Source organism: Pseudomonas putida (assembly GCF_001941965.1).
GTDB lineage: Bacteria > Pseudomonadota > Gammaproteobacteria > Pseudomonadales > Pseudomonadaceae > Aquipseudomonas > Aquipseudomonas putida_L.
The window spans coordinates 113,069-137,592 of sequence record NZ_MKZO01000004.1 but is presented as its reverse complement, the minus strand read 5'-3'; the positions used below and the strand labels follow the sequence as shown (position 1 = coordinate 137,592).

General features: G+C 64.2%; 20 protein-coding genes. 13 read left to right on the top strand and 7 right to left on the bottom strand.

The genetic code is table 11. The features are described from left to right. The first annotated feature begins 88 nt into the window (after nucleotides 1-88). Together quiC and PSEMO_RS02275 are read left to right on the top strand one after the other, a co-directional pair. Nucleotides 89-2,005 (top strand): 3-dehydroshikimate dehydratase QuiC, encoded by a 1,917-nt coding sequence (quiC, locus tag PSEMO_RS02280; protein ID WP_075801538.1) that lies wholly within the window; start codon nucleotides 89-91, stop codon nucleotides 2,003-2,005. Between the two features lie 248 nt (nucleotides 2,006-2,253). Further along, entirely contained in the window at nucleotides 2,254-2,922 is a 669-nt protein-coding gene (locus PSEMO_RS02275; protein WP_075801537.1) for a TetR/AcrR family transcriptional regulator, read from the top strand. Between the two features lie 36 nt (nucleotides 2,923-2,958). Here the strand turns inward: PSEMO_RS02275 and PSEMO_RS02270 are convergent, their stop codons facing one another. Then, nucleotides 2,959-3,819, bottom strand: a complete 861-nt coding sequence (locus PSEMO_RS02270) for a shikimate dehydrogenase (RefSeq protein WP_372239091.1) — start codon at nucleotides 3,817-3,819, stop codon at nucleotides 2,959-2,961. 157 nt (nucleotides 3,820-3,976) lie between these two features. Here PSEMO_RS02270 and PSEMO_RS02265 point away from each other — a divergent pair, with 157 nt between their 5' ends. After that, nucleotides 3,977-5,131, top strand: coding sequence for an alkaline phosphatase family protein (locus PSEMO_RS02265; RefSeq protein ID WP_256720933.1), 1,155 nt, complete (start codon nucleotides 3,977-3,979; stop codon nucleotides 5,129-5,131). Nucleotides 5,132-5,228: 97 nt separating this feature from the next. On the opposite strand, the gene trmA is transcribed toward PSEMO_RS02265, so the two are convergent. From trmA to PSEMO_RS02250, 3 genes are all read right to left on the bottom strand, one after another. Beyond that, nucleotides 5,229-6,314 (bottom strand): tRNA (uridine(54)-C5)-methyltransferase TrmA, encoded by a 1,086-nt coding sequence (trmA, locus tag PSEMO_RS02260; protein ID WP_075801536.1) that lies wholly within the window; start codon nucleotides 6,312-6,314, stop codon nucleotides 5,229-5,231. Then, on the bottom strand, nucleotides 6,311-7,606 hold the full coding sequence (locus PSEMO_RS02255; RefSeq protein ID WP_075801535.1) for an NCS2 family permease: 1,296 nt from the start codon (nucleotides 7,604-7,606) through the stop codon (nucleotides 6,311-6,313). The genes trmA and PSEMO_RS02255 overlap by 4 nt, the downstream gene beginning before the upstream one ends. 283 nt (nucleotides 7,607-7,889) lie before the next feature. Beyond that, nucleotides 7,890-9,122, bottom strand: a complete 1,233-nt coding sequence (locus PSEMO_RS02250) for an MFS transporter (protein ID WP_075801534.1) — start codon at nucleotides 9,120-9,122, stop codon at nucleotides 7,890-7,892. Between the two features lie 380 nt (nucleotides 9,123-9,502). Here PSEMO_RS02250 and PSEMO_RS02245 point away from each other — a divergent pair, with 380 nt between their 5' ends. The 3 genes from PSEMO_RS02245 to PSEMO_RS02235 are packed head-to-tail and all read left to right on the top strand — an operon-like array spanning nucleotide 9,503 to nucleotide 12,122. Further along, nucleotides 9,503-10,942 carry a cytochrome ubiquinol oxidase subunit I gene (locus PSEMO_RS02245; RefSeq protein ID WP_075801533.1) on the top strand — a complete coding sequence of 480 codons (1,440 nt, stop codon included), beginning with the start codon at nucleotides 9,503-9,505 and terminating at the stop codon, nucleotides 10,940-10,942. Nucleotides 10,943-10,945: 3 nt separating this feature from the next. Beyond that, nucleotides 10,946-11,953 carry a cytochrome d ubiquinol oxidase subunit II gene (cydB, locus tag PSEMO_RS02240; RefSeq protein WP_075801532.1) on the top strand — a complete coding sequence of 336 codons (1,008 nt, stop codon included), beginning with the start codon at nucleotides 10,946-10,948 and terminating at the stop codon, nucleotides 11,951-11,953. Between the two features lie 13 nt (nucleotides 11,954-11,966). Further along, nucleotides 11,967-12,122, top strand: coding sequence for a DUF2474 domain-containing protein (locus PSEMO_RS02235; RefSeq protein ID WP_009398951.1), 156 nt, complete (start codon nucleotides 11,967-11,969; stop codon nucleotides 12,120-12,122). Nucleotides 12,123-12,237: 115 nt separating this feature from the next. On the opposite strand, the gene PSEMO_RS02230 is transcribed toward PSEMO_RS02235, so the two are convergent. Both PSEMO_RS02230 and PSEMO_RS02225 read right to left on the bottom strand, forming a co-directional pair. Continuing rightward, complete coding sequence (locus PSEMO_RS02230; protein ID WP_075801531.1) at nucleotides 12,238-13,362, bottom strand: methyltransferase; 1,125 nt, start codon at nucleotides 13,360-13,362, stop codon at nucleotides 12,238-12,240. Nucleotides 13,363-13,446: 84 nt separating this feature from the next. Continuing rightward, nucleotides 13,447-14,151 (bottom strand): autoinducer binding domain-containing protein, encoded by a 705-nt coding sequence (locus PSEMO_RS02225; RefSeq protein WP_075801530.1) that lies wholly within the window; start codon nucleotides 14,149-14,151, stop codon nucleotides 13,447-13,449. Nucleotides 14,152-14,399: 248 nt separating this feature from the next. Here PSEMO_RS02225 and PSEMO_RS02220 point away from each other — a divergent pair, with 248 nt between their 5' ends. Next, on the top strand, nucleotides 14,400-15,176 hold the full coding sequence (locus PSEMO_RS02220; RefSeq protein WP_075801529.1) for a ferredoxin--NADP reductase: 777 nt from the start codon (nucleotides 14,400-14,402) through the stop codon (nucleotides 15,174-15,176). 106 nt (nucleotides 15,177-15,282) lie between these two features. On the opposite strand, the gene mscL is transcribed toward PSEMO_RS02220, so the two are convergent. Beyond that, nucleotides 15,283-15,696, bottom strand: coding sequence for a large-conductance mechanosensitive channel protein MscL (gene mscL, locus PSEMO_RS02215; protein WP_075801528.1), 414 nt, complete (start codon nucleotides 15,694-15,696; stop codon nucleotides 15,283-15,285). Nucleotides 15,697-15,866: 170 nt separating this feature from the next. On the opposite strand from mscL, the gene radA reads away from it, so the two are divergent. The 6 genes from radA (at nucleotide 15,867) to PSEMO_RS02185 (ending at nucleotide 24,521) form a co-directional block, all read left to right on the top strand. Further along, nucleotides 15,867-17,237 carry a DNA repair protein RadA gene (radA, locus tag PSEMO_RS02210; protein ID WP_075801527.1) on the top strand — a complete coding sequence of 457 codons (1,371 nt, stop codon included), beginning with the start codon at nucleotides 15,867-15,869 and terminating at the stop codon, nucleotides 17,235-17,237. Nucleotides 17,238-17,320: 83 nt separating this feature from the next. Next, nucleotides 17,321-17,824 carry an RNA polymerase sigma factor gene (locus PSEMO_RS02205; RefSeq protein WP_075801526.1) on the top strand — a complete coding sequence of 168 codons (504 nt, stop codon included), beginning with the start codon at nucleotides 17,321-17,323 and terminating at the stop codon, nucleotides 17,822-17,824. Between the two features lie 68 nt (nucleotides 17,825-17,892). Beyond that, the gene (locus PSEMO_RS02200; RefSeq protein ID WP_075801525.1) at nucleotides 17,893-18,894 is read left to right on the top strand and encodes a FecR family protein; all 1,002 of its coding nucleotides are present in this window, start codon (nucleotides 17,893-17,895) and stop codon (nucleotides 18,892-18,894) included. 312 nt (nucleotides 18,895-19,206) lie between these two features. Beyond that, entirely contained in the window at nucleotides 19,207-21,882 is a 2,676-nt protein-coding gene (locus tag PSEMO_RS02195) for a TonB-dependent receptor (protein WP_081430185.1), read from the top strand. Between the two features lie 103 nt (nucleotides 21,883-21,985). Further along, the gene (locus tag PSEMO_RS02190; protein ID WP_075801523.1) at nucleotides 21,986-22,588 is read left to right on the top strand and encodes a heme acquisition protein HasA; all 603 of its coding nucleotides are present in this window, start codon (nucleotides 21,986-21,988) and stop codon (nucleotides 22,586-22,588) included. Nucleotides 22,589-22,757: 169 nt separating this feature from the next. Beyond that, entirely contained in the window at nucleotides 22,758-24,521 is a 1,764-nt protein-coding gene (locus PSEMO_RS02185) for a type I secretion system permease/ATPase (RefSeq protein WP_075801522.1), read from the top strand. The last annotated feature ends 3 nt before the right edge of the window (nucleotides 24,522-24,524 follow it).

Sequence of the window (24,524 nt, the reverse complement as noted above, 5' to 3'; positions counted from 1 at the left end):
CCAGTTCGTACCTTTTTCTTGAGCGGATTTTCGCCCCGGCCAATAATTCTCACAAGTTTGGGCACTGCCTGCCCGTAGGAGACTGAAGATGCAGCGTTCGATTGCCACCGTGTCCCTGAGCGGCACCCTGCCGGAAAAGCTCGAAGCCATAGCCGCCGCGGGTTTCGACGGTGTCGAGATCTTTGAAAACGACCTGCTCTACTACGACGGCAGCCCCCGTGAAATCCGCCAGCGCTGCGCCGATCTGGGCCTGGATATCACCCTGTTCCAGCCGTTCCGCGACTTCGAAGGCTGCCGTCGCGACCGTCTGTCGCGCAACCTCGACCGCGCCGAGCGCAAATTCGACCTGATGCAGGAACTGGGCACCGATTTGGTGCTGGTGTGCAGCAACGTTGCCGCCGATGCCCTGGGCGACAAGCAGATTCTCGTCGATGACCTGGGCCTGCTGGCCGAGCGTGCCGGCGCGCGCAACCTGCGCATTGGCTATGAAGCGCTGGCCTGGGGCCGCCACGTCAACCAGTGGCAGCAGGTCTGGGACATCGTTCGCGAGGCCAACCACCCGGCGCTGGGGATGATCCTCGACAGCTTCCACACCTACTCGATCAAAGGCGATCCGAGCGGGATCGCCGAGGTACCGGGCGACAAGATCTTCTTCGTGCAGATGGCCGACGCGCCGATCCTGGCCATGGACGTGCTGGAGTGGAGCCGGCATTTCCGCTGCTTCCCGGGCCAGGGCGAATTCGACCTGCCGGCGTTCCTGGCGCCGATCCTCAAGGCCGGTTATCGCGGCCCGCTGTCCCTGGAAATCTTCAACGATGGCTTCCGCGCCGCGCCGCCTCGGGCCAATGCCGCCGACGGCCTGCGTTCGCTGCTGTACCTCGAGGAGAAGACCCGCGAGCGCCTGCTGCAGACCGCGCCGGCCGTTGCCGCGGAACCGGACCTGCTGTTCGCGCCGCCGGCGGCGGATACCTATGACGGCGTCGAATTCCTCGAATTCGCCGTGGACGATGCCTCCGGTGCCAAGCTCGGTGGCTGGCTGGAAGGCCTCGGTTTCGCCAAGGTTGGCCAGCACCGTTCGAAGAATGTCAGCCTGCTGCGCCAGGGCGATATCAACCTGATCCTCAACGCCGAGCCCTACTCCTTCGCCCACAACTTCTTCGAAAGCCACGGCCCGTCGCTGTGCGCCACTGCTGTGCGGGTCAAGGACAGCGCCAAGGCCCTGGCCCGTGCCGTGGGTTATCACGGCCAGCCCTATCGAGGCCTGGTCGGTCCGAACGAACGCGAGCTGGCGGCAGTCCGTGCGCCGGATGGCAGCCTGATCTACCTGGTGGACCAGGGCGCCGATGGCCAGACCATCTACGACACCGACTTCAGCCTCAAGGGCGCCGAGGCCGCCAACAGCCTCGGCCTGACCCGCATCGACCACATGGCCATGGCCCTGCCGGCCGATGGCCTGGACACCTGGGTGCTGTTCTACAAGAGCCTGCTGGACTTCAAGGCCGACGACGAAGTGGTGCTGCCGGACCCTTACGGCCTGGTGAAAAGCCGCGCGCTGCGCAGCCAGTGCAGCAGCATCCGCCTGCCGCTGAACATCTCGGAGAACCGCAATACGGCGATCTCCCATGCCCTGTCGCACTACCGTGGCTCGGGCGTGCATCACATTGCCTTCGACTGCGAGGACATTTTCACTGCGGTGAAGAAGGCGAAAGAGGCGGGTGTGGCCCTGCTGGACATCCCGCTGAACTACTACGACGACCTCGCGGCGCGCTTCGATTTCGATGACGAGTTCCTCAGCGAGCTGGCGTACTACAACGTGCTGTATGACCGTGATGCCAACGGTGGCGAGCTGTTCCATGTGTACACCGAGCCGTTCGAGGATCGCTTCTTCTTCGAGGTGATCCAGCGGCGCAATGGGTACGCGGGGTATGGCGCGGCGAACGTGGCGGTGAGGCTGGCGGCGATGGCCAAGGCGCGCAGTGGTGGGTTGCGCCACGCCAAGTTGTGAGGCTTGAGGGCCTCATCGCTGGCAAGCCAGCTCCCACAGGGATAGCGTGCACCGCTAACCCTGTGGCAGTCAGCGCTTGCCAGGGATCTGGTGATCACCGCGGACTCTGTGGGAGCTGGCTTGCCAGCGATAGGGCCCTCAGCAACACCTCACAACTCAAGGTCTATCCCCCTACAAGCCCCAAGGCTTTCTTCTGGTGCAACCGGGGCCCATAATTGCGCCGTTAATCGAAGGCCACCGAGTCCCGTATGACGACTACCCCCGCACTCGCCGAGGCGACGGCCACCACGCCGCGCAAAGGTCGCAAGAACAATCCGGAAAAGACCCGCGAGAACATTCTCCAGGCGGCGATCACCGAGTTCGTCCATCAAGGCCTGGCCGGTGCGCGGGTCGACGCCATCGCCGAACGCACCCAGACCTCCAAGCGGATGATCTACTACTACTTCAACAGCAAGGAGCAGTTGTACGTCGAGGTGCTGGAGAAGCTCTACGGCGATATCCGCAGCACCGAAAGCAACCTGCACCTGGACGAGCTGGAACCGCGCACCGGCATCCGCCGGCTGATCGAGTTCACCTTCGACCACCATGACCGCAACGTCGATTTCGTGCGCATCGTGTGCAACGAGAACATGCACCACGGCGAATTCGTCAAGCAGTCCACGGCGATCCGTTCGATGAACAACACGGTGTTGCGGGCGCTGGACGAGATCCTCCGCCGGGGCGCCGACGAAGGTCTGTTCCGCAAGGGGCTGGACGCACTGGACGTGCATTTGCTGATCAGCTCGTTCTGTTTCTACCGGGTGTCCAACCGCCACACCTTCGGCGAAATATTCCAGATCGATTTCGAAGACCAGGCCGTCAAGGCCCGGCACAAGGAAATGATCTGCGAGTCGGTACTGCGTTACCTGCAGGCTTGATCCACACCGCGGGCTTGCCCCGCGGTGCGCTTTGCGTCAGTTGCCCAGGCTGTGGAAATGCTCGGTCATCCGCGATGGATCCGGGGTGATGCCACTGAACAGCTCGAACGCCTTGACCGCCTGGTACACCGCCATGGTCGCACCGTTCAGGGTGCGGCAGCCCAGGGCACGAGCTTCCTTGAGCAGTTCGGTTTCCAGCGGGAAATAGACGATCTCCGCCACCCACAACTCTGCGCGCAGCAGCGCCTTCGGCACCGGCATGCCCGGCAGCTTGGCCATGCCCATGGGCGTGGTGTTGACCAGGCCGCAGGCGGCTTGCATGGCACTGTCGAGGTCATGGCCGACCCTGGCGCGGGTCCCGTCGAAGTGCTGGTTGAGGTTATCCACAAGGGCCTGGGCCCGTTCGCTTTCCACATCGAAAATGGTCAGCTGTTCCACACCTTCGCTGAGCAGGGCGTGCGCCACGGCGGCACCTGCACCACCGGCACCCATCTGCACCACGCGCTGGCGCGAGGCGTCGGTCAGGCCGCGGCGGAAGCCTTCGGCAAAGCCCAGGCAATCGGTGTTGTGGCCGATGCGCCGGCCATCCTTGAGCACCACGGTATTCACCGCGCCGATGCCCCGGGCTTCCGGCGACAGGTCGTCGAGCAACGGCAGGATCGCCTGCTTGCACGGGAAGGTGATGTTCAGGCCGGTGAAGCCCATGTACTGGGCGGCGGTCAGCAGCTCTTCGAGGGCAGTGCTGTCGAGCTTGAGCTGGTCGAGGTCGATCAGCCGGTACAGGTAGGTCAGGCCCTGGGCGGCGCCTTCGTGTTCGTGCAGCGCCGGGGTGCGCGAGGCCTGGATGCCCGCGCCGATCAGGCCGGCGAGAACGCCGGGCGGTTTGGCCAGATTCATCGGTAAGACTCCGTTGTTGTTCTTGGCGATTGGAAAAGGAGTTACGACAAAATGTACCGTTTGGTTAAAAGTAATCAACTGCCGGCGCCTTTTAGTGTTCGCTGATCGAACAGGGTCGTGCTACACCTTGTGCTTCGAACACGGAGGAGGGCCGCACATGGCGGTGAAAATGGACGTTACCCAGCAGCACACCTGGCCTGGACTGGCCAACCTGAGCCAGTCGATTCTCGCCGCGCTGGGGGCGGTGGGCTTGCGCAATGCCTTCGACCTGGCGCCTTCGTCGGCGACCTGCCTGTTGCTGATCGATGGCCTGGGGCATGAATTGCTGCTGGAGCACGCCGGGCAGGCGCCGTTCCTGGCGGCGTTGCTGCGCCCGGAAGGCGTGTTTCGCGTCGGCTTTCCCGCTACGACCGCAGCGAGCCTGGCGGCCCTGTCCTCGGGGCTGGGCAGTGGGGCGCACGGGATCGTCGGGTGCAGTTTCGCCCTGGATGCCGATAGCGAATTCTCGCCGCTGACCTGGAGCTGTGCGCCGTTCCTGGTGGACAAGGCGTTTACCTCTGCGCCGCCGCCGGAACGCTTCATCGTGCCGCAGACCGCCTGGGAGCAGGCCAGCGAGCAGGGCCTGCGAATCAGCACGGTGATGCCGGCACGCTATGCCGACTCGGCGTACACCCGGGCGATCTATCGCGGCTCGCAGATTCTCGGTGCGCCGTCCTACTACGCCTATCCGGAGCTGGTGCGCGAGGCGCTGAGCGTCAATGCGCCTGCCTACTGCTTCGCTTATTTTGCCGACCTGGACTTCGCCGGGCATCTGTTCGGCCCCGGCTCCGAGGCCTGGGTGGCGCAGTTGCGGGTTGCGGACAAGCTGGCCGAGGCGATCTTCCAGCAACTGCCGCAAGGCGCGCGGCTGCTGGTCACTGCCGACCACGGCATGCTTGGTCTGGACAGCGCCGAGGTCGTGGATTTCGACCGTGAGCCGGGGTTGCAGGAGAGTGTGCTGGCCGTGGCCGGGGATATCCGGGCGCGGCATGTGTATATCGATGCTGCGCGGCATGACCGGGTGCTGGAACGCTGGCGGGATCGGCTGGGGGATTCGTATACCGTGCTGAGCAAGGCCGAGGCGATCGCTGGCGGGTTGTTCGGCGATGTGATGCTGAGCCAGGCGGAAGGGCGGGTCGGGGACCTGATCGTGGTGCCGAATGGCGGCGGGGGGATCATTCGCAGTGTGGTGGAGCCGGCAGCGAGTCGCTGGCAGGGGCATCATGGGGCGTTGACCGACGCCGATCAGGTGGTGCCGTTGCTGATGTGTTGACTGTCAGGGCCCTATCGCTGGCAAGCCAGCTCCCACAGTGTCCGCGGCGCTGCAGAACCCTGTGGGAGCTGGCTTGCCAGCGATGAGGCCCGGAAGATCAGCGCCGAACCAGCAGAACCCCACTCTCCATATGGTGGGTATACGGGAACTGGTCAAACAACGCACAGCGCTCCACCCGGTGGGTGTCATGCAGTTGGGCAATGTTCGCCGCCAGCGTCTCCGGGTTGCAGGAGATGTACAGGATATTGTCGAAGCGCCGGGTCAGCTCGCAGGTATCCGGGTCCATCCCCGCACGTGGCGGATCGACGAACACGCTGCCGAACTCATAGCTTTTCAGGTCGATCCCTTCCAGCCGGCGGAACGGCCGCACCTCGTTCAGCGCTTCGGTCAGCTCTTCCGCCGACAGCCGCACCAGCCGCACGTTATCCACGGCATTGTCATCGAGGTTGTGCAGGGCCGCATTCACCGAAGTCTTGCTGATCTCGGTCGCCAGCACCTTGCGCACCCGGGTGGCCAGGGGCAGGGTGAAGTTGCCGTTGCCGCAATACAGCTCCAGCAGGTCGTCCTCGCGCTGGCCCAGGGCGTCATAGGCCCAGCCGAGCATCTTCTGGTTGACCTGGCCGTTGGGCTGGGTGAAGGCGCCTTCCGGCTGGCGGTAACGGAAGGTCCTTCCCGCCACCTGCAGCTCTTCCACCGCGTAATCCCGGCCGATCACCAGGCGCTTGCCCTTGGAGCGGCCGATGATGTTCGCGCCCAGCTCGGCAGACAGCTGCCGCGCCTCGGCTTCCCATTGCTCGTCCAGTGGCCGGTGGTAGCACAGGGTGACCATCGCATCGCCGGCCAGGGTGGTCAGGAACTCCACCTGGAACAGCTTGTTGCTGAGCGCCTCGCTGGCCTGCCAGGCGCTTTTCATGCGCGGCATCAGCTCATTGATACGCTGGCTGGCGATGGGGAAATCGTCGATCAGGATCGGCGAGTTCTTTTCCCCCGGGGCGAACATCGCGTAGTGGCGCTGGCCGTCCTGGCGCCACAGGCGGAACTCGGCGCGCAGGCGGTAGTGCTCGCGCGGCGAGTCGAATACCGCCGGCTCCGGCGCGTCGAACGGCGCCAGCAGCTCGCGCAGGCGCTCGACCTTGGCCGCGAGTTGCTGGACGTAGGTGGAAGGGTCGAAGACAGCACTCATGCGTTGAACCAGCCCAGCTTGATGACGAACAGGATGGAGAGGATCACCAGCGCCGGGTTCAGGTCCTGGCGACGGCCGGAGAGCAGCTTGATCGCGGTCCAGGAGATGAAGCCGAAGGCGATGCCGTTGGCGATCGAATAGGTCAGCGGCATGGCCAGGGCGGTGATCATCACCGGTGCGGCCTCGGTGATGTCTTCCCAGTTGATTTCGGCCAGGCCCGAGGCCATCAGCACGGCGACGAACAGCAGCGCCGGGGCGGTGGCGAAGGCCGGCACGCTACCGGCCAGCGGCGCGAAGAACAGCGCCAGGAGGAACAGGATCGCGACCACGATGGCGGTCAGGCCGGTGCGGCCGCCGGCGCTGACGCCCGCTGCCGATTCGATGTAGCTGGTGGTGGTCGAGGTACCCAGCAGCGAACCGGCCATGGCCGCGGTGCTGTCGGCGATCAGGGCGCGGCCCATCTTCGGCATGTGGCCGTCCTTGCGCATCAGGCCGGCGCGCTTGGCGACGCCGATCAGGGTGCCGGAGTTGTCGAACAGGTCGACGAACAGGAAGGCGAAGATCACGCTGACCAGGCCGACGTCCAGGGCACCCTTGATGTCCAGTTGCAGGAAGGTCGGAGCCAGCGATGGCGGCATCGACACCAGGCCGCCGAACGGCGTGACGCCGAGGGCGATGGAGGCGATGGTCACGGCGAGGATGCCGATCAGCACGGCGCCACGAACTTTCATGGCCTCCAGCGCGACGATCAGGAAGAAGCCCAGGGTGGCGAGGATCGGAGCGGGTTGCTTGAGGTCGCCCAGGCCCACCAGGGTCGCCGGGTTATCGACGACGATGCCTGCGTTATGCAGGGCGATCAGCGCCAGGAACAGGCCGATACCGGCAGCGATGGCCGAGCGCAGCGGCAGCGGGATGCTGTTCACGATCCACTCGCGGATGCGGAAGATCGACAGCAGGAAGAACAGCACCGCCGAAATGAATACCGCCCCCAGCGCCACTTGCCAGGTGTGGCCCATGTGCAGGACCACGGTGTAGGTGAAGAAGGCGTTCAGGCCCATGCCCGGCGCCAGGGCGATCGGGTAGTTGGCGATGATGCCCATGGTCACCGAGCCGATGGCCGCGGCCAGGCAGGTGGCGACGAACAGCGCGCCCTTGTCCATGCCGGTCTCGCCGAGGATGCTCGGGTTGACGAAGAGAATGTAGGCCATGGCCAGGAACGTGGTCACGCCCGCCAGGATCTCGGTCCGCACATTGGTGTCGTGTGCTTTCAGTTGAAACAACCTTTCCAGCATGTCCTGCTCCCCGTGGCGCGCCCGCGCCGAAAATTGTCGGTCCGGTCAGGAAAGCACAAAGCGTACCGCTTGGCGCTGTTTCGACCGGGCCGGAAAAAAGCCGCGCATCATACCAGCATGGCTGGCAGAGGGTAATGCGTCCAACGGGCAGGGCAGAAGAGAACACCTTGGCCCCTGTGGGAGCTGGCTTGCCAGCGATGAGGCCGGCAAGGGCAATGATGTTGTCAGGTCGGGCCCTATCGCTGGCAAGCCATCTCCCACAGGGTTTTGCAGGGTCCTTAAGTCAGCTGTCCGACCGCCGGCTATGCATATGATCCCGCCCCGCCAGCGTCGGGAACAGCTTGATCCACACCCCGGTCACCACCAGCGTGCCGACTCCGCCCAGTACCACTGCTGGCACCGTGCCGAACCAGTGCGCCGTCACCCCGGACTCGAATTCGCCCAACTGGTTCGAAGCCCCGATGAACAAGCCGTTCACCGCACTGACCCGCCCGCGCATCTCGTCCGGCGTCTCCAGTTGCACAAAGGCGCCGCGGATCACCATGCTGATCATGTCCGCCGCGCCCAGCACCGCCAGTACCGCCAGGGAGAACCAGAACGAGGTGGACAGGCCGAAGGCGATGGTCGCCACGCCGAATATCCCCACCGCGGTGAACATCACCCGCCCGACCTTGCGCTCCACCGGGAAGCGCGCCAGCCACAGCGACATCAGCAACGCCCCCACCGCCGGCGCCGAGCGCAGCAGGCCCAGGCCCCAGGCACCAGTGAGCAGGATGTCCTTGGCGAACACCGGCAACAGCGCCGTAGCACCGCCGAGCAGCACGGCGAACAGGTCCAGGGAAATTGCCCCGAGAATGTCCGGGCGGCTGCGGATAAAGCGGATCCCGGCCATCAGCGATTCGAGGCTGGCGCGGCCCTGGGCCAGCGGGACCTGCCGCGAGCTCAGGCTCAAGGTCAGGCAGCAGGCGATCACGTACAGGCACACGGTCGGGCCATACACCCAGACACTGCCGAAGGCATAGAGAAAGCCACCCAGCGCCGGGGCGACGATGGTCGCGGACTGCATCGCCGAGGCCGAGGCCGCCACCGCCCGGGGAAACAGCTGCGAGGGCACCACGTTGGGCAGCAGCGCCTGGGTCGCCGGCATTTCGAAGGAGCGTGCCGCACCGAGCAGGAAGGCAAGGATGAAGATCAGCTCGCGGGTCACCGAATCGGTGCTGCTGGCCAGCGCCAGGGACAGGGCGATCAACGCCTGCAGGCTCTGGCACAGCGCGGCCACGCGGCGCCGGTCATAGCGGTCGGCGACATGCCCGGTATGCAGCATGAACAGCACCCGCGGGGCGAACTCCACCAGGCCGACCAGGCCAAGGTCGAGCACATTGCCGGTCAACTGGTAGAGGTGCCAGCCGATGGCCACGGTGAGCATCTGGAAACCGCTGGCGGTAAACACCCGGGCCAGCCAGAAGGACAGGAAAGGACGGTGATGACGCAACAACAACGGAGCCTGGGCGGACATCGAGGGCGGGGTCTTCATTCGGGGGAGGGGTGGTGCAGCGTAACACCAGGCTGTAACAAAAGGTTGCAGGAAACAGGAAAACCCGTGCGGTCAGCGCACCGATTGCCCCTTTCGTAAAGAGGGTGAGGCAACCGGTCACGCGGCAAACAACCACAGAACCGTGCGGGACTTTCGGGACTATCCTTTCTCCCTGACGTTGATCTGTATCAATACTTGCATTTGCAACGATCGAGCGATCACGCCAGGCCGATCAGGCCGCCAATCCCTGCGGTGGGAAACTTTTCAGAACAATTCCAACGGGTCGCACTCCACCACCAAGGGGGCAAGTTGGCGTCAAGGCAACGGACCCTGACGCCGGTTTACCTGACAGAGGAAGCACCATGTTCGGATCAGAGGCACTCGATCTCGCCCGAATGCAGTTTGCGTTCACCATTTCCTTTCACATCATTTTCCCTGCCATCACCATCGGCCTCGCCAGCTATCTCGCGGTGCTCGAAGGCCTGTGGCTGAAAACCAACGAAGCGGTCTACCGCGACCTCTACCATTTCTGGTCGAAGATCTTTGCCGTGAACTTCGGCATGGGGGTGGTCTCCGGGCTGGTCATGGCCTACCAGTTCGGCACCAACTGGAGCCGCTTCTCCGATTTCGCCGGCGCGGTGACCGGCCCCTTGCTGACCTACGAGGTGCTCACCGCGTTCTTCCTCGAAGCCGGCTTCCTCGGCGTCATGCTCTTCGGCTGGAACCGCGTGGGCCGCGGCCTGCACTTCTTCTCCACGGTGATGGTGGCCCTCGGCACGCTGGTCTCGACCTTCTGGATCCTCGCCTCCAACAGCTGGATGCAGACGCCCCAGGGCTTCGAGATCATCGATGGCCGGGTGATCCCGACGGACTGGCTGGCGGTGATCTTCAACCCGTCGTTCCCCTATCGTCTGATGCACATGGCCACGGCGGCCTTCGTCGCCACCGCCTTCTTCGTCGGCGCCTCTGCGGCCTGGCACCTGCTGCGCGGGCGCGACAACCCGGCGATCCGCAAGATGCTCTCGATGGCCATGTGGATGGCCCTGATCGTTGCGCCGATCCAGGCGGTGATCGGTGACTTCCACGGCCTCAACACCCTCAAGCACCAGCCGGTGAAAATCGCCGCCATCGAAGGCCACTGGGAAAACGTCGGCAACGAACCGACCCCGCTGATCCTCTTCGGCATCCCCGACATGAAGGCCGAGACCACGCACTTCAAGCTGGAAATCCCGGCCCTCGGCAGCCTGATCCTGACCCACAGCCTGGACAAGCAGGTCCCGGCAATGAAGGACTTCCCGCCTGAGGACCGGCCCAATTCCACCGTGGTGTTCTGGTCGTTCCGCATCATGGTCGGGCTGGGCATGCTGATGATCTTCGTCGGCCTGTGGAGCCTGTGGCTGCGCAAGCGCGGCACCCTGTACAGCTCGCGGCCGTTCCTGCACCTGACCCTGTGGATGGGGCCGTCCGGGCTGATCGCCATTCTTGCCGGCTGGTTCACCACCGAAGTGGGCCGCCAGCCGTGGGTGGTCTACGGCCTGATGCGTACGGCAGACGGCGCGTCCAACCACAGCTACGCCCAGCTCGGCTTCACCTTGATCATGTTCGTGGTGGTGTACTTCGCCCTGTTCGGCGCGGGCCTGGGCTACATGATGCGCCTGGTGCGCAAGGGGCCGAAGACCGGCGAGGGCGACGGGGTCAACCCGGGTGGTCCTGGCCAGCCACGCACTCCGGCACGGCCCATGTCCGCGGCCAAGGACGATCACGACACTGGCGATGTCAGCCTGAACAAAGAAGGACATTGAATCATGGGAATCGATCTTTCGCTGATCTGGGCCGTGATCATCATCTTCGGGGTGATGATGTACGTGGTCATGGACGGTTTCGACCTGGGCATCGGCATCCTCTTCCCCTTCGTCAAGGGCGAGCAGGACCGTGACGTGATGATGAACACCGTGGCGCCGGTCTGGGACGGCAACGAGACCTGGCTGGTGCTTGGCGGCGCGGGGCTGTTCGGCGCTTTCCCGCTGGCCTACTCGGTGGTGCTCTCGGCGCTGTACCTGCCGCTGATGTTGATGCTGATCGGGCTGATCTTCCGCGGCGTGGCCTTCGAGTTCCGCTTCAAGGCCAAGGCCGACAAACGTCATCTCTGGGACAAGGCGTTCATCTGGGGCTCATTGACCGCCACCTTCTTCCAGGGCGTGGCCCTGGGCGCGTTCATCGAGGGCTTCAAGGTGGTCGACCGCCAGTACGCCGGCGGCACGCTGGACTGGCTCACGCCGTTCAGTCTGTTCAGCGGGCTGGGCCTGATCGTCGCCTACGCGTTGCTTGGCTGCACCTGGCTGATCATGAAGACCGAGGGCAAGCTCCAGGAGCAGATGCACAACCTCGGCCGGCCGCTGGCGCTGGTGCTGTTGCTGGTGATCGGCATCGTCAGCCTGTGGACCCCGCTGGCCTACCCGCAGATCGGCGAACGCTGGTTCAGCCTGCCCAACCTGTTCTGGTTCATGCCGGTCCCGCTGCTGGTGCTGGTGACCTTCTACGGCTTGCTCCAGGCGGTGAAACGCAATGCCCACTACACGCCGTTCCTGCTGACCCTGGTGCTGATCTTCCTCGGCTACAGCGGCTTGGGCATCAGCCTGTGGCCGAACATCATCCCGCCGTCGATCTCGATCTGGGATGCCGCCGCGCCGCCGCAGAGCCAGGGCTTCATGCTGGTGGGGACGCTGTTCATCCTGCCGTTCATCCTTGGCTACACCTTCTGGAGCTACTACGTGTTCCGCGGCAAGGTGACCCACGAACATGGCTATCACTAGGAGGGTACAGCGCATGACGGGCAAGGACACTTTCGAGCCGGAGAAAAAGCCGCTGTGGCAACGGCTGGGCTGGCTGGCGCTGATCTGGACGCTGAGCGTGGCGAGCCTGGCGGTAGTGGCGTGGTTGATGCGGATGTTCATGAGTGCGGCGGGGCTGAGTACCCACTGACCTTGTGTTGTTGCTGATGGCCTCATCGCTGGCAAGCCAGCTCCCACAGGTTTAGCGGTGCACGCGATCCTTGTGGGAGCTGGCTTGCCAGCGATAGGGCCAGTAAGGCCGCAGCCTATTTCCGGGCTTTCAGCACCACGAACTTCGGCGTCGCCGCCACCTGCTCCACCCCCCGGAACAGTCGCGCCAGCTTGGTGTGATAACCCAGGTGCCGGTTCCCGACGATATACAGCGCCCCACCGACCACCAGTGCCTCCCGCGCCTGCTGGAACATGCGCCAGGCCAGGAAGTCGCCGACCACCTGCTGCTGGTGGAACGGCGGGTTGCACAGCACCACGTCCAGCGATTGCTCCGCTTGCCCGGCCAGCCCATCGGCTGCCCGCACTTCGACCTCGCGTTCGCCCAGCGCCGCCCGCCAGTTCTCTGTCGCCGACTGCACCGCCATGTACGACTCGTCCACCAGGGTGTACTGCGCCTGCGGATTGTCCAGCGCACTGGCGATCGCCAACACACCGTTGCCACACCCCAGGTCCGCCACCCGTGCGCTGCCGAGGTTGCGCGGCAGGTGGGGGAGGAATGCGCGTGTGCCGATATCCAGCCCTTCACGGCAGAACACGTTGGCATGGTTGACCAGCTCCAGCGCCGGTTTGTCCAGCCGGTAACGGGTCGGGTAGGGCGAGACCGCCAGGGGTTTGGCTTCGACGCTGGCGACCAGCAGGCGCGCCTTTTTCTGCGCCAGGGAGGCCTGCATCGGCCCGATGTATTGCTCCAGCAAGTCACCGGCTGCCCGCGGCAGGTGCTTGATCATCGCGCCGGCGACCACCTTGGCGCCGGGCGCCAGATGCCCGTGCAGGCGGATCAGTTGTTCTTCCAGCAGCGCCAGGGTCTTCGGCACCCGCACCAGCACATGGTCGAACGGCCCCTGCCAGGCCTCGCTGGCCGGGACGAAGGTCACGCCGTCCCAGGGTTGGTCGTTGCGCGGCAGGTTCTTTTCCAGGCCGAGGCGGGCGAGGAAGGAGTCGCCGCTGCTGGTCACCGTGAACTGCCCGCGCAGGCTGATCGCCAGGCCGCCGAAGCTGTCGTTGAGCACCAATACCCGCGCGCCGGCGGGCAGACCCTGGGCGGCCAGATGCTCAAGCAGGTATTCGTCCGCAGCATCGAAGGCCTGCAGTGGATCGTTTGCGTATTCGGGCTGGCGGATCAGGTCGAGTGTGGCGAAGGGGCTGGTCAGCAAAGGCATGGTACGAGGCTCTGGGGCATGGGTGGCACTGCGCGGCAGTGACAGACAGGCGCCGATTCTACAGGGCTTTGCCGCGTCGCGGGGTCAGAGCAGGCCGTGCATGGCGGCGATGGCCACGGCGCCGGCCTTGTTGTTGGCGTGCATCTTGGTGATCACGCTGCGGATATGGAAGTTCACCGTGCTTTGCGACAGGGTCAGGATGCAGGCGATATCGGAGGCGGTCTTGCCGGCGGCCGACCATTTCAGCACTTCGCGCTCGCGATCGGACAGACCGAAGCCGTTGGGTTGCAGCGGGTTGATCCGCTCGACCATCACCGTGTGCATGACATTGCACAGCCACAGGGCCTGCCCGGTCTTGTCATAGAACTCGCCGATGTCGATGCTGCCGGTGCTGCGTACCAGGCTCAGCACGCTGTTGTTGCCGCGGATATCGTGGGCCGCCTGGCTCCAGCCATGACTCAGGCCGTGGGCCCGGGCATCCTCGCGCAGTTGCGGCGTTTCGCTGAACACCGCGTCCTCCCAGAGCAGGGGGATCAGCGAGTGGCGGCAGTGCTGGAAGGTCGGGTCCTGGGCGAGGTAGTTGCTGGCCTGGTAATGGGCGTTCCATTCGGCGGAGTAGTTGTTGAACATGATGATCTGCGGGGTCATCCCCGTGGCCTGGCTTTGTACCACCAGGCTCAGGTACTCCATGTCCAGTTGCTGCGCCAAAGACAGGGCGGATTCGAAGATGCGCTCGGGGTCCTGTTCGGCGATCAGGCTTTCGAGCTGCTCCTGCTTCCAATGCGGCATTTGCGTGTTGCTCCCTGTACATGGATCCAAGTTAGCGATTGACGTCTGCTGAGTATAGGAATTGTCCTACAAGGTATTTGGTTTTTTTCGCTATAACTTGACTCAGATCATGGTCGGCAACGCTCAGTTCGGGTAAACGCGATGTGTATGCATTTCGCTCCGCAAACACGGCATGCCACTACAAACCGGTGGTGTTTATTCCCACGGCTTTGGGCGAAACTGGGCGCACCTGATTTGTGGAGCGAACCATGACTGCCAGCGCGGAGAAATACACCCGCCAAACCCTGCTCGACGTCCAGCCGCTGACCCCCAGCCTGTTCAGCCTGCGCACCACCCGCGATGCCGGTTTCCGTTTCCGCGCCGGCCAGTTCGCCCGCCTGGGCGTGAGCAAGGCAGATGGCAGCGTGGTCTGGCGGGCTTATTCGATGGTGTCGTCGCCGTTCGACGAACACCTGGATTTCTATTCCATCGTCGTTCTGGGTGGTGAGTTCACCAGCGAACTGAGCCGCCTGCGCGAGGGCGACGAATTGCTGATCGACCGCCAGGCGTTCGGCTACCTGACCCTCGATCGCTTTGTCGACGGTCGTGATCTGTGGTTGCTGGCCACCGGGACCGGGATCGCGCCGTTCCTGTCGATCCTCCAGGACTTCGAAGCCTGGGAGCGGTTCGAGACGATCAAGCTGGTGTATTCGGTGCGTGAAGCCCGTGAGCTGGCCTACCTGGATTTGATTGCCGGGCTGGAGCAGCGCGAGTACCTGGCGGAATATGCCGGCAAGTTGCAGTTCATCCCGGTGGTGACCCGCGAGGAGCATCCGGGGGCGCTGAATGGACGGATCACTACGCTGATCGAGAATGGCGAGCTGGAGCGGGCTGCAGGGCTGGAGCTGATTCCCGAGCATTCGCGGGTGATGCTGTGTGGCAATCCGCAGATGATCGACGACACCCGGCAGGTGCTCAAGGCGCGGGGGCTGAACCTGAGCCTGAGCCGGCGGCCGGGGCAGGTGGCGGTCGAAACCTATTGGTAACTGCCTTGCGCAGGACCCTGTGGGAGCTGGCTTGCCAGCGATTGCAATGGTGAATTCACTACCGCTATCGCTGGCAAGCCAGCTCCCACAGGTATCGTGCAAGCCTTCAGGGCTTGTTGTTCTGAGCCTTGAGCAAATCCCGGATCTCGGTCAGCAAGGTCTCCTGCGGCGTCGGCGCAGGCGGCACCGACGGCGCAACGGCCTCTTCACGCTTCAACCGGTTGATCGCCTTCACCCCCATGAAGATCGCGAACGCCACGATCAGGAAGTCCACCACCGTCTGGATGAACTTGCCGTAGGCCATTACCACCGCCGGCGTATCCCCTTGCGCCGCTTTCAGGGTGATCGCCAGGTCACTGAAATCCACTCCGCCAATCAACAGGCCCAGGGGTGGCATCACCACGTCGCCGACGAAAGATGAAACGATTTTGCCGAAGGCGGCGCCGATGATGATACCGACGGCCATGTCGACGACATTGCCCTTGACCGCAAAGGCTTTGAATTCACTGATCATGCCCATGGTTTATTCCTTGTAACAATTGAAGGTGGGTCGACGCAGTGTAATTCAGCGAAGCGCTTCATGCGTTGCGTCGATTACAAATGACCCCGCTGATAGCCAATGGTTTGCTTGCGATTGGCACCCGTCCCGGCGCGGCGGCTATCATGGCGACTTTTTCCAGGAGATTGCCCATGGCCAAGGCCAAGCGCTTGTACGGCTGCACCGAGTGCGGTGCGACCTTCCCGAAGTGGGCCGGCCAATGCAGTGAATGCGGCGCCTGGAACACCCTGACCGAGACCATGATCGAGAGTGGCGGCGCTGCAGCGCCCAGCGGCCGCACCGGCTGGGCCGGGCAACAGGCGCAGATCAAGACCCTGGCCGAAGTCTCCATCGAGGAGATCCCGCGCTTCTCCACCGCCAGCGCCGAACTCGACCGGGTGCTCGGCGGCGGCCTGGTGGACGGTTCGGTGGTGCTGATCGGCGGCGACCCCGGGATCGGCAAGTCGACCATCCTCCTGCAGACCCTTTGCCATATCGCCGCGCGCATGCCGGCGCTGTACGTCACCGGCGAAGAGTCCCAGCAGCAGGTGGCCATGCGCGGCCGGCGGCTGGGCCTGCCGCTGGACCAGTTGCGGGTGATGACCGAGACCTGCATCGAAAGCATCATTGCCACCGCCCGCAGCGAAAAACCCAAGGTCATGGTGATCGACTCGATCCAGACCATCTTCACCGAGCAACTGCAATCGGCGCCCGGCGGCGTTGCCCAGGTGCGTGAAAGCGCGGCGCTGCTGGTGCGCTACGCCAAGCAGAGCGGCACGGCGATCTTCCTGGTCGGCCACGTGACCAAGGAAGGCGCCCTGGCCGGCCCGCGGGTGCTGGAGCATATGGTCGACACCGTGCTGTATTTCGAGGGCGAATCCGACGGCCGCCTGCGCCTGCTGCGGGCGGTGAAGAACCGCTTCGGCGCGGTCAACGAACTGGGCGTGTTCGGCATGACCGACCGTGGCCTGAAGGAAGTCTCCAACCCTTCGGCGATCTTTCTCACCCGCACCCAGGACGAAGTTCCGGGTAGCGTGGTCATGGCGACCTGGGAAGGCACCCGGCCGATGCTGGTGGAAGTCCAGGCCCTGGTGGACGACAGCCATCTCGCCAACCCGCGCCGGGTGACCCTCGGCCTCGACCAGAACCGCCTGGCCATGCTGCTGGCGGTCCTGCACCGGCATGGCGGGATTCCTACCCACGACCAGGATGTGTTCCTCAACGTGGTCGGCGGGGTCAAGGTGCTGGAGACCGCGTCCGACCTGGCGCTGATCGCGGCCGTGATGTCCAGCCTGCGCAACAGGCCGCTGTCCCAGGGCTTGCTGGTGTTCGGCGAGATCGGCCTGTCGGGCGAGGTGCGTCCGGTGCCGAGCGGCCAGGAGCGCCTGAAGGAAGCGGCCAAGCACGGCTTCAAGCGCGCCATCGTGCCCAAGGGCAATGCGCCGAAGGAAGCGCCGGCGGGCCTTCAGGTGATCGCGGTCACCCGCCTGGAACAGGCCCTCGACGCACTCTTCGAGGAATAGGACAGGCGGCGCGGACTTCTTGCAAGTGATTCTCACTAACGAGTAGCATGGCGCCTCCCTTCCGATAGCCTCCTGGAGTTCGCGTGGCGGAGTCCGACCTCAAGCGCCTGTTCCTCAAGCACGCGAAAAGCCTGCAGGGCCTGCTCACGCGCAAGGTGCGCGACCCGCAGCTGGCGGCCGACCTGGTGCAGGAAAGTTTCCTGCGCCTGGCGGAGCAGCAGTCCGTCGAGCGTATCGACAATACGCCGGCCTACCTTTACCGCACGGCGCACAACCTGATGATCGACCACTTGCGCCAGCAACAGCGGCGCAAGACCGATCTGGTACCGCATGAAGCCCTCGAAGGCATCGTCGAAGACAGCCCCGGCCTTGAAGACAGCACCGCCGCCGAGCAGCATATGCGCCGCCTGCGCGCGGCAATGAACGAACTGCCGCCGCGGACCCGGGAGATCTTCCGCCTCAACCGCCTCGAAGGGCTGACCCACGCCGAGGTCGCCCGGCGCCTGGAAATCTCCGACAGCTCGGTGCAGAAGCATCTGTCCAAGGCCCTGGCCTATGTCATGCAGTGTCTGCAGGAACCGGGATGACGAACGGTTTACTGGGAAATGCGCCTTCAGACGTCAGCCCTTACATAAGCAGAATTCGAGAGAACCGTGTGAGCAGCCAGATCCCGCCAGAGCAAGCAATTCGCGAGCAGGCCGCCGAGTGGGCGGTATTGCTGGATGCCGGGTGCCTGAGTCCCGGACAGATGCAGGCCTTGGCTGAATGGCGTGAGTGCGATCCGCGTCATGCACGGGCGTTGGCGTTCGCCCAGGCGACCTGGGCCGATCTTGGGCGCCTGGGGCATCTGGATGAGCCGCAGCCGGCGCCTGTGGCGTTGCCTGAAGCGCCGCGACCGATTGGTGGTCGGCGTCGGCGTTCGCGCCTGCGCTGGGTGGCGAGCACGGCGGCCATGTTGCTGGTGGCGGTATTCGCCGTGGATCGTGGGCCGGAAATCGTCCAGCGTCTGAATGCCGACTATGTCACCAGCCGCGGGGAGATCCGCCAGGTCATCCTGCCCGACGGCAGCAAGGTCGAGCTCGACAGTGGCAGTGCCATCAGCCTTGCCTACAGCGATAGCGAGCGGCGCGTGCGGTTGTTGTCCGGGGATGCGGTGTTCGATGCGGCGCCAGTCGCTGGCAAGGAGACGCGGCCTTTCGTCGTCGAATACGCCGGGGCGACCACCCGGGCGCTGGGCACGCGTTTCGTGGTTGGCGGTGAAGGGCAGGGTGGCTGGGTCGGGATGCTCGAGCACAGTACCCGGGTCAGCCTGATCGAGCCGCCGGCCAGCGGGGTCGCCGAGCGGGTGCTGGAGGAGGGGCAGAGCCTGCGCTATGACCCGCAGCACGGTATTCGTGCCTGGCCGGAGCAGGACCCGCGGCGCGCCAGTGCCTGGCAGCGCGGGCTGCTGATCTTCGAACGCGAGCCGATGGCGCAGGTGGCGGAGCAGATCAACCGCTATCGCGGCGGTCATGTACTCATCACTGATTCGGCGCTGGCGCGGCGCGAGGTCAGCGGGATGTTCCGCCTGGACAACCTGGACCAGGCGCTGGTGATGCTGACCGATGAGCTGAAGGTGAAGCGGGTCGATTTGCCTGGGCTGACCTTGATCTACTGATTCTTCTTCGTTGCTCTCCCGGGCCTCATCGCTGGCAAGCCAGCTCCCACAGGTTATGCGAACCCTGTGGGAGCTGGCTTGCCAGCGATAGGGCCCTCGAATACCCCACAAAAATCCCCTGCAGAAATTTTCCCGAAAATTTATTTACTGACTTTTCCTACCCCGCTCGTCTGATTGTTGAGATTGATTTTCATTACTAGAAAATGCCAACACAGCGAGCCACATGAAGTGACCACTCCAAACCAACGACCATTGCGCCTCAACCGGATTGCCCTGGCCTGCAATCTGCTGCTGGGCGTCTGCACCCTGCCGATGGGGATCGGCGCGGTGCAGGCCGCCGAGCCGACCTCGAGCGCGACCCAGCGCACGGCCCTGATCCGCTTCGACATCCCGGCCCAGTCCCTGGACAGCGCCGTGCTGGCCTTCGCCGAGCAGGCCAAGGTCCAGGTGTTCTTCGACAGTCGCAAGCTGGCCGGCCTGCGCAGCGATGGCCTGCATGGCGAGCACACCTCCCGCGAAGCCCTGGCCCTGCTGCTCGGCGGCAACCCGGTGCGCTACCGCTTCACCGGCAACGACCAGGTCGGCCTGGAGCGCCTGGCCGACGATGGCAAGTCCATCGAGCTGGGCGCCACCCGCATCCAGTCCCGCGGTGATGGTGATTGGGTCTACAGCGAACCGCGCTCGGTGGCGGTGATCACCCGCGAGCAGATCGACAAGCGCCCGCCACGCCATGCTGCCGACATGCTGGAGGAAACTGCAGGCGTGTACACCGCGGTGGATCCCCGTGACCAGGGCCTGTCGGTGAACATCCGCGGCGTGCAGGACTACGGCCGGGTCAACATGAACATCGATGGCATGCGCCAGAACTTCAACGTCAACGGCCACCAGCAGCGCAACGGCATCATGGTGGTGGATCCGGAGTTCATCAGTTCGATCGAGATCGAAAAAGGCTCGCAATCGGGTATGGGCGGCGCCGGTGTGCTCGGCGGCATCGCCAGCTTCAATACCGTGCAAGCCAGCGAATTTCTCGGCCCGGACAAGGAGTACGGCGGTCGTATCCGCGCCGGCCACGGGATCGGCGAGCTGGGTAACGGCACCTATTTCAACGGCAGTGCGTTATTTGCCTTCGGCAACGAAGTGGGCGACCTGTTGCTGGGTGTCAGCGAGCGCCACTTTGGCGATTACCGCGCCGGCACCAACAACAAGGACAACCTCGGTACCGAGATCCGTCTGCGTCAGTTCTATCCCGAGGCATGGGACAACTGGCTGAACAGCGAAGTGGGCGACATGGGCAGTGTGACGCGCTCGCAACTGGTCAAGCTTGGCATCAACCTGCCTCAGGATCAGCGTCTTCAGTTCAGCTATATCGAGACGGATACCGACAGCAAGGATGCCTGGACCTGGCTCACGGACGATCTCACCGACTTCTATTACAAGCGCAGCGGATCCAACGACCTCAACGCCAAGAACGCCTCGATCGACTACAGCTTCACTCCCGACAACGACCTGATCGATGTGAAAGCCAAGCTTTACTTCGTCACGACCCGGCTTGATCGCTGGAATGCCGCCAACGATGCCAGTGAGTCCAGCGGTAACCGCTTCGCGGCCTACAATGATCGCTTCCAGACCGATACCTGGGGTCTGCAAGTGCAGAACACCTCGCGCTTCTACATCGGTGCGAGCGACAAACTGACCCTGAACTACGGCACCGAGCTTTTCCAGGACAGTTTCAAACCGGCGACCGATCGTGTGGCCGCGCCAAACGAACAGGCTTACCCCTATGTCCAGGGCGCTACCCCGGAAGGCAAGAAGCTGACGGCGAGCCTGTTCACCCATGCGCAATACGAGCATGACGCTTGGCTGACGCTGGATGCGGGTCTGCGCTATGACCGTTATCGCCTGAGCGGCGAAAGCGGCATGACGTTGTGGATGTATCCGGAAGGGCCCTATGAAACCGGAGGGCCGGCCAAGACACAGCAGCACCTGATCTTCGACGAGACCACCGAGCAGGGTCGCTTTTCGCCGACCTTCGGCATCGCAGTCAAACCGGGTGTGGACTGGTTGCAACTCTATACGCGATGGGGGCGCGGCTGGCGTGCACCGGCGGTTACCGAAGTATTCATGACCGGTCGCGCGCATGGCGGCAGCAGTTCCGAGATGGTGTATCCCAACCCCTTCCTCAAGCCGGAGACCTCTCACGACTGGGAGCTCGGTTTCAATATCTTCAAGGATTCGCTGCTGCGCGAGGGAGACCGCTTCGGTCTGAAGGTGGCGTACTTCGACACCCGGATCGACAACTTCTCGTTCCTCGACGTCAACGTCAGCCTGCCGGACGAAACCGCCTCGGGTATCGGGTTGGGACGGATGGCCTACCAGAACAACCAGGAGACCACGCGCTTCCGCGGTGTCGAGTACGCCCTGGACTACGACGCGGGCCGTTATTACGGCCGGCTTGCCTACACCCACATGATCGGCAGCAACGACTTCTGTTCGCGCCAGTTCTACATGGGCGGGGCGAAATCCACGGTGCGTGTCGGCACCGTGACCCGTCCGGTACAGGTGGGCAACCGTATCGTGATGCGTCAGTTCGCGGTCAACCAGGCGGTGCCCAACGACGCCATGAGCAACCAGATTACCTGCGGCAACATCATGGGTAACGCCACCTACATGCCCGCTGATCGCGGCTCGTTGACCCTGGGTATGCGCTTCCTCGACAACCAGCTCGATGTCGGTGCCCGGCTGCGCTACAGCAAGGGCAACGGCGAGAACCTCAATGACCACACCTACGCCACGCTCGACCAGGCCATGTGGCCGAAATACAAGGTCTACGACCTCTTCGCCAGCTATTGGATGACGCCACAGATCAACCTGTCCATGGCCCTGGAAAACGCGACCGATGAGGCTTACTTCGTGGCGATGGGTGACGTCAACAACCTTTCCCTGGCCCGCGGTCGGACCCTGACCGGGATGCTGGAATACAAATTCTGATTTCCCCGCGCCCTGACCGGGCACGGCCAACCCTTTTGTCCTTCAGGACAAAAACGAAGGCAGGAGCCTTCGTCAAACCACCAAAACGTTCAGAGGAACAGTTATGAGCCTTTCCGTTACTTACGATGCCGTCTTCGCCAACTACACCGTCGACCAGTACCTGTCGGAGTGGGCCACCGGTTTCTTCACCGCCGGTCATGGCAATAGCAACACTGGTGGGTTCAACACTGGTACCTACGACGGCAGCGAGTACGCCACCCATGGTGCCAATGGCTCCGAGTACGCGTTCATTGCCGGTAGCGATACCGCGAACGGTCTGCACTATGTGTTCACCCCAGGTGTTCCGGCCAACAGCAACCTCAACCACTACCTGTGGGGTTCGCTGGATGAAGTCTCCCTGGGTTATGGCCTGGGCGGCGGTCAAGGCAGCGACTTCACCCTGCAACAGGACGTGGTGACCTTCGCCGGTCTGGACCTGGATGCTGCGCTGGGTGCCGGCCGTACCGGCAACGAAGTCCACCAGACCATTTTCGGCCTGATGCAAGGCAACACCACTGCCCTGGAAGGCGTGCTGGACAACCTGCTGGCGACCTATGGCGTGTCCACCGACAACACCTTCGCCGACATCACTGCAGCCATCAACGCTGCCTCGGCCACCGCCGTCGGCGTCCAGTCCCAGGTCGACGACCTGGCCCTGGCGGCTTGATAGCAGGCAATAAAAAGCGAATGGCAGGTCACCCTGGCATTCGCTGATCTGCTGCATTTACCCCGCAGCCCGTGTCTTTGCCGGGCCCAGGCTGCGGTGGTGCGAATTCTGTGGCGAGGGTGGGCTGATTGCAATCGCCTGCCGTCGTCGTCTGCGAGGAATCCAAGCAATGGGAACCGCTCCCGTTTCGGGCAACGAAGTGCGCAAGGCGCTCAAGGCCTGCCGCGCCGGCTTTGCCAATGTCGGCCTGTTCACCGCGGTGATCAACCTGCTGATGCTGGCGCCGGCCCTGTACATGCTGCAGGTCTACGACCGGGTGCTGTCCTCGGGCAACGAGATGACCCTGCTGATGCTCAGCCTGATGGTGGTCGGCCTGTTCGCCTTCATGGGCCTGCTGGAGTGGGTGCGCAGCCTGGTGGTGATCCGCCTCGGCACGCAGATGGACCTGCGCCTCAACCCCCGGGTGTTCCAGGCCGCCTATGAAGCCAGCCTGGCCGGTAGCAAGGGCGCCGCCGGCCAGGTGCTGGCGGACCTGACCAGCCTGCGCCAGTTCGCCACTGGCCAGGCGCTGTTCGCCTTCTTCGATGCGCCGTGGTTCCCGGTGTACCTCGCGGTGATGTTCCTGTTCAGCCCCTGGCTGGGGCTGATGGCGTTGGTCGGTGCGGTGCTGCTGACGGTCCTGGCCTGGCTCAACGAGCGCCTGACGCAAAAGCCCTTCGCCGAAGCCGGGCAACTGTCCCAGCAGGCCGGTTTACAGGCCAGCGGCAACCTGCGCAATGCCGAGGCGATGGAAGCCATGGGCATGCTCGGCGTGGTCCGCCAGCGCTGGACCGCACTGCACCACGGCTTTCTCGGCCTGCAGAACCATGGCAGCGAGCGCGCCGCGGCGGTGACCGCCGTATCCAAGACCCTGCGCCTGACCCTGCAATCCCTGGTCCTCGGCCTCGGTGCCTGGCTGGCGCTGGAGAAGCAGGTCAGCCCGGGCATGATGGTCGCCGGCTCGATCCTGATGGGCCGGGTGCTGGCGCCCATCGACCAGTTGATCGCGGTCTGGCGCCAGTGGGGTTCGGCACGCCAGGCCTATGTCCGCCTCAACGAACTGTTGCAGGCGCAACCGCCGCGTCCCGAGGGCATGCCGCTGCCGGCGCCCACCGGCCGCCTGTCCGTCGAGCAGGTCACCGCGTTGCTGCCGGGTACACGCAAGCCCTGCCTGAGCAATCTTGGCTTCGCCCTTGAGCCCGGTGATTCCCTGGGCATCATCGGCGCTTCCGGTTCCGGCAAATCCACCCTGGCCCGGTTGCTCGTAGGTGCTGCCAATCCCTTTGACGGCAAGGTGCGCCTGGACGGCGCCGACCTGCAACGCTGGGACAAAAGCCTGCTCGGCCAGCATATCGGCTACCTGCCCCAGGACGTGCAACTGTTCGCTGGCAGCATCGCCGAGAACATCGCCCGGCTTGGCGAGGTGGACGCCGATGCGGTGGTCGCTGCCGCGCAACTGGCCGGGGTGCACGACATGATCCTCAAGTTCCCGGCGGGCTATGACACCGTGCTGGGCGAGGGCGGCAGCGGTCTTTCCGGCGGCCAGCGCCAGCGCATCGGCCTGGCCCGGGCGTTGTACTGGCTACCGGCGTTGATCGTCCTCGACGAGCCCAATTCCAACCTCGACGAAGCCGGCGAACAGGCCTTGCTCGCTGCGGTGGCCAAGGTCCGCGAGGCGCGCCGCACGCTGATCCTGATCACCCACAAGCCGGCGCTGCTGTCCGGCCTGGAGAAGCTGCTGGTCCTGCAGAACGGCCAGTTGCAGGCCTTCGGGCCCACCGTGCGGGTGCTCCAGGACCTGCAGAAAGCCGCCCGTCCTGCCGCTGTCCCCGGCCCCACCGCGCTGCGCAGCCCTGCCAGCGTCAGCATGAGCTACGGCACACCGAGAGCCTGATCG

What these genes read in the sequence shown, in the direction of transcription:
- PSEMO_RS02270 (WP_372239091.1), bottom strand. Translation starts at nt 3,819, where the DNA reads ATGAATCTGGCCAAACCGCCCGGCGTTCTCGCCGGCCTGATCGGCGCG.
- PSEMO_RS02245 (WP_075801533.1), top strand. Translation starts at nt 9,503, where the DNA reads ATGTTCGGATCAGAGGCACTCGATCTCGCCCGAATGCAGTTTGCGTTC.
- PSEMO_RS02190 (WP_075801523.1), top strand. Translation starts at nt 21,986, where the DNA reads ATGAGCCTTTCCGTTACTTACGATGCCGTCTTCGCCAACTACACCGTC.
- radA (WP_075801527.1), top strand. Translation starts at nt 15,867, where the DNA reads ATGGCCAAGGCCAAGCGCTTGTACGGCTGCACCGAGTGCGGTGCGACC.
- quiC (WP_075801538.1), top strand. Translation starts at nt 89, where the DNA reads ATGCAGCGTTCGATTGCCACCGTGTCCCTGAGCGGCACCCTGCCGGAA.
- PSEMO_RS02220 (WP_075801529.1), top strand. Translation starts at nt 14,400, where the DNA reads ATGACTGCCAGCGCGGAGAAATACACCCGCCAAACCCTGCTCGACGTC.
- PSEMO_RS02185 (WP_075801522.1), top strand. Translation starts at nt 22,758, where the DNA reads ATGGGAACCGCTCCCGTTTCGGGCAACGAAGTGCGCAAGGCGCTCAAG.
- PSEMO_RS02225 (WP_075801530.1), bottom strand. Translation starts at nt 14,151, where the DNA reads ATGCCGCATTGGAAGCAGGAGCAGCTCGAAAGCCTGATCGCCGAACAG.
- PSEMO_RS02250 (WP_075801534.1), bottom strand. Translation starts at nt 9,122, where the DNA reads ATGTCCGCCCAGGCTCCGTTGTTGTTGCGTCATCACCGTCCTTTCCTG.
- PSEMO_RS02255 (WP_075801535.1), bottom strand. Translation starts at nt 7,606, where the DNA reads ATGCTGGAAAGGTTGTTTCAACTGAAAGCACACGACACCAATGTGCGG.
- PSEMO_RS02195 (WP_081430185.1), top strand. Translation starts at nt 19,207, where the DNA reads ATGGGGATCGGCGCGGTGCAGGCCGCCGAGCCGACCTCGAGCGCGACC.
- trmA (WP_075801536.1), bottom strand. Translation starts at nt 6,314, where the DNA reads ATGAGTGCTGTCTTCGACCCTTCCACCTACGTCCAGCAACTCGCGGCC.
- PSEMO_RS02265 (WP_256720933.1), top strand. Translation starts at nt 3,977, where the DNA reads ATGGCGGTGAAAATGGACGTTACCCAGCAGCACACCTGGCCTGGACTG.
- mscL (WP_075801528.1), bottom strand. Translation starts at nt 15,696, where the DNA reads ATGGGCATGATCAGTGAATTCAAAGCCTTTGCGGTCAAGGGCAATGTC.
- cydB (WP_075801532.1), top strand. Translation starts at nt 10,946, where the DNA reads ATGGGAATCGATCTTTCGCTGATCTGGGCCGTGATCATCATCTTCGGG.
- PSEMO_RS02275 (WP_075801537.1), top strand. Translation starts at nt 2,254, where the DNA reads ATGACGACTACCCCCGCACTCGCCGAGGCGACGGCCACCACGCCGCGC.
- PSEMO_RS02230 (WP_075801531.1), bottom strand. Translation starts at nt 13,362, where the DNA reads ATGCCTTTGCTGACCAGCCCCTTCGCCACACTCGACCTGATCCGCCAG.
- PSEMO_RS02235 (WP_009398951.1), top strand. Translation starts at nt 11,967, where the DNA reads ATGACGGGCAAGGACACTTTCGAGCCGGAGAAAAAGCCGCTGTGGCAA.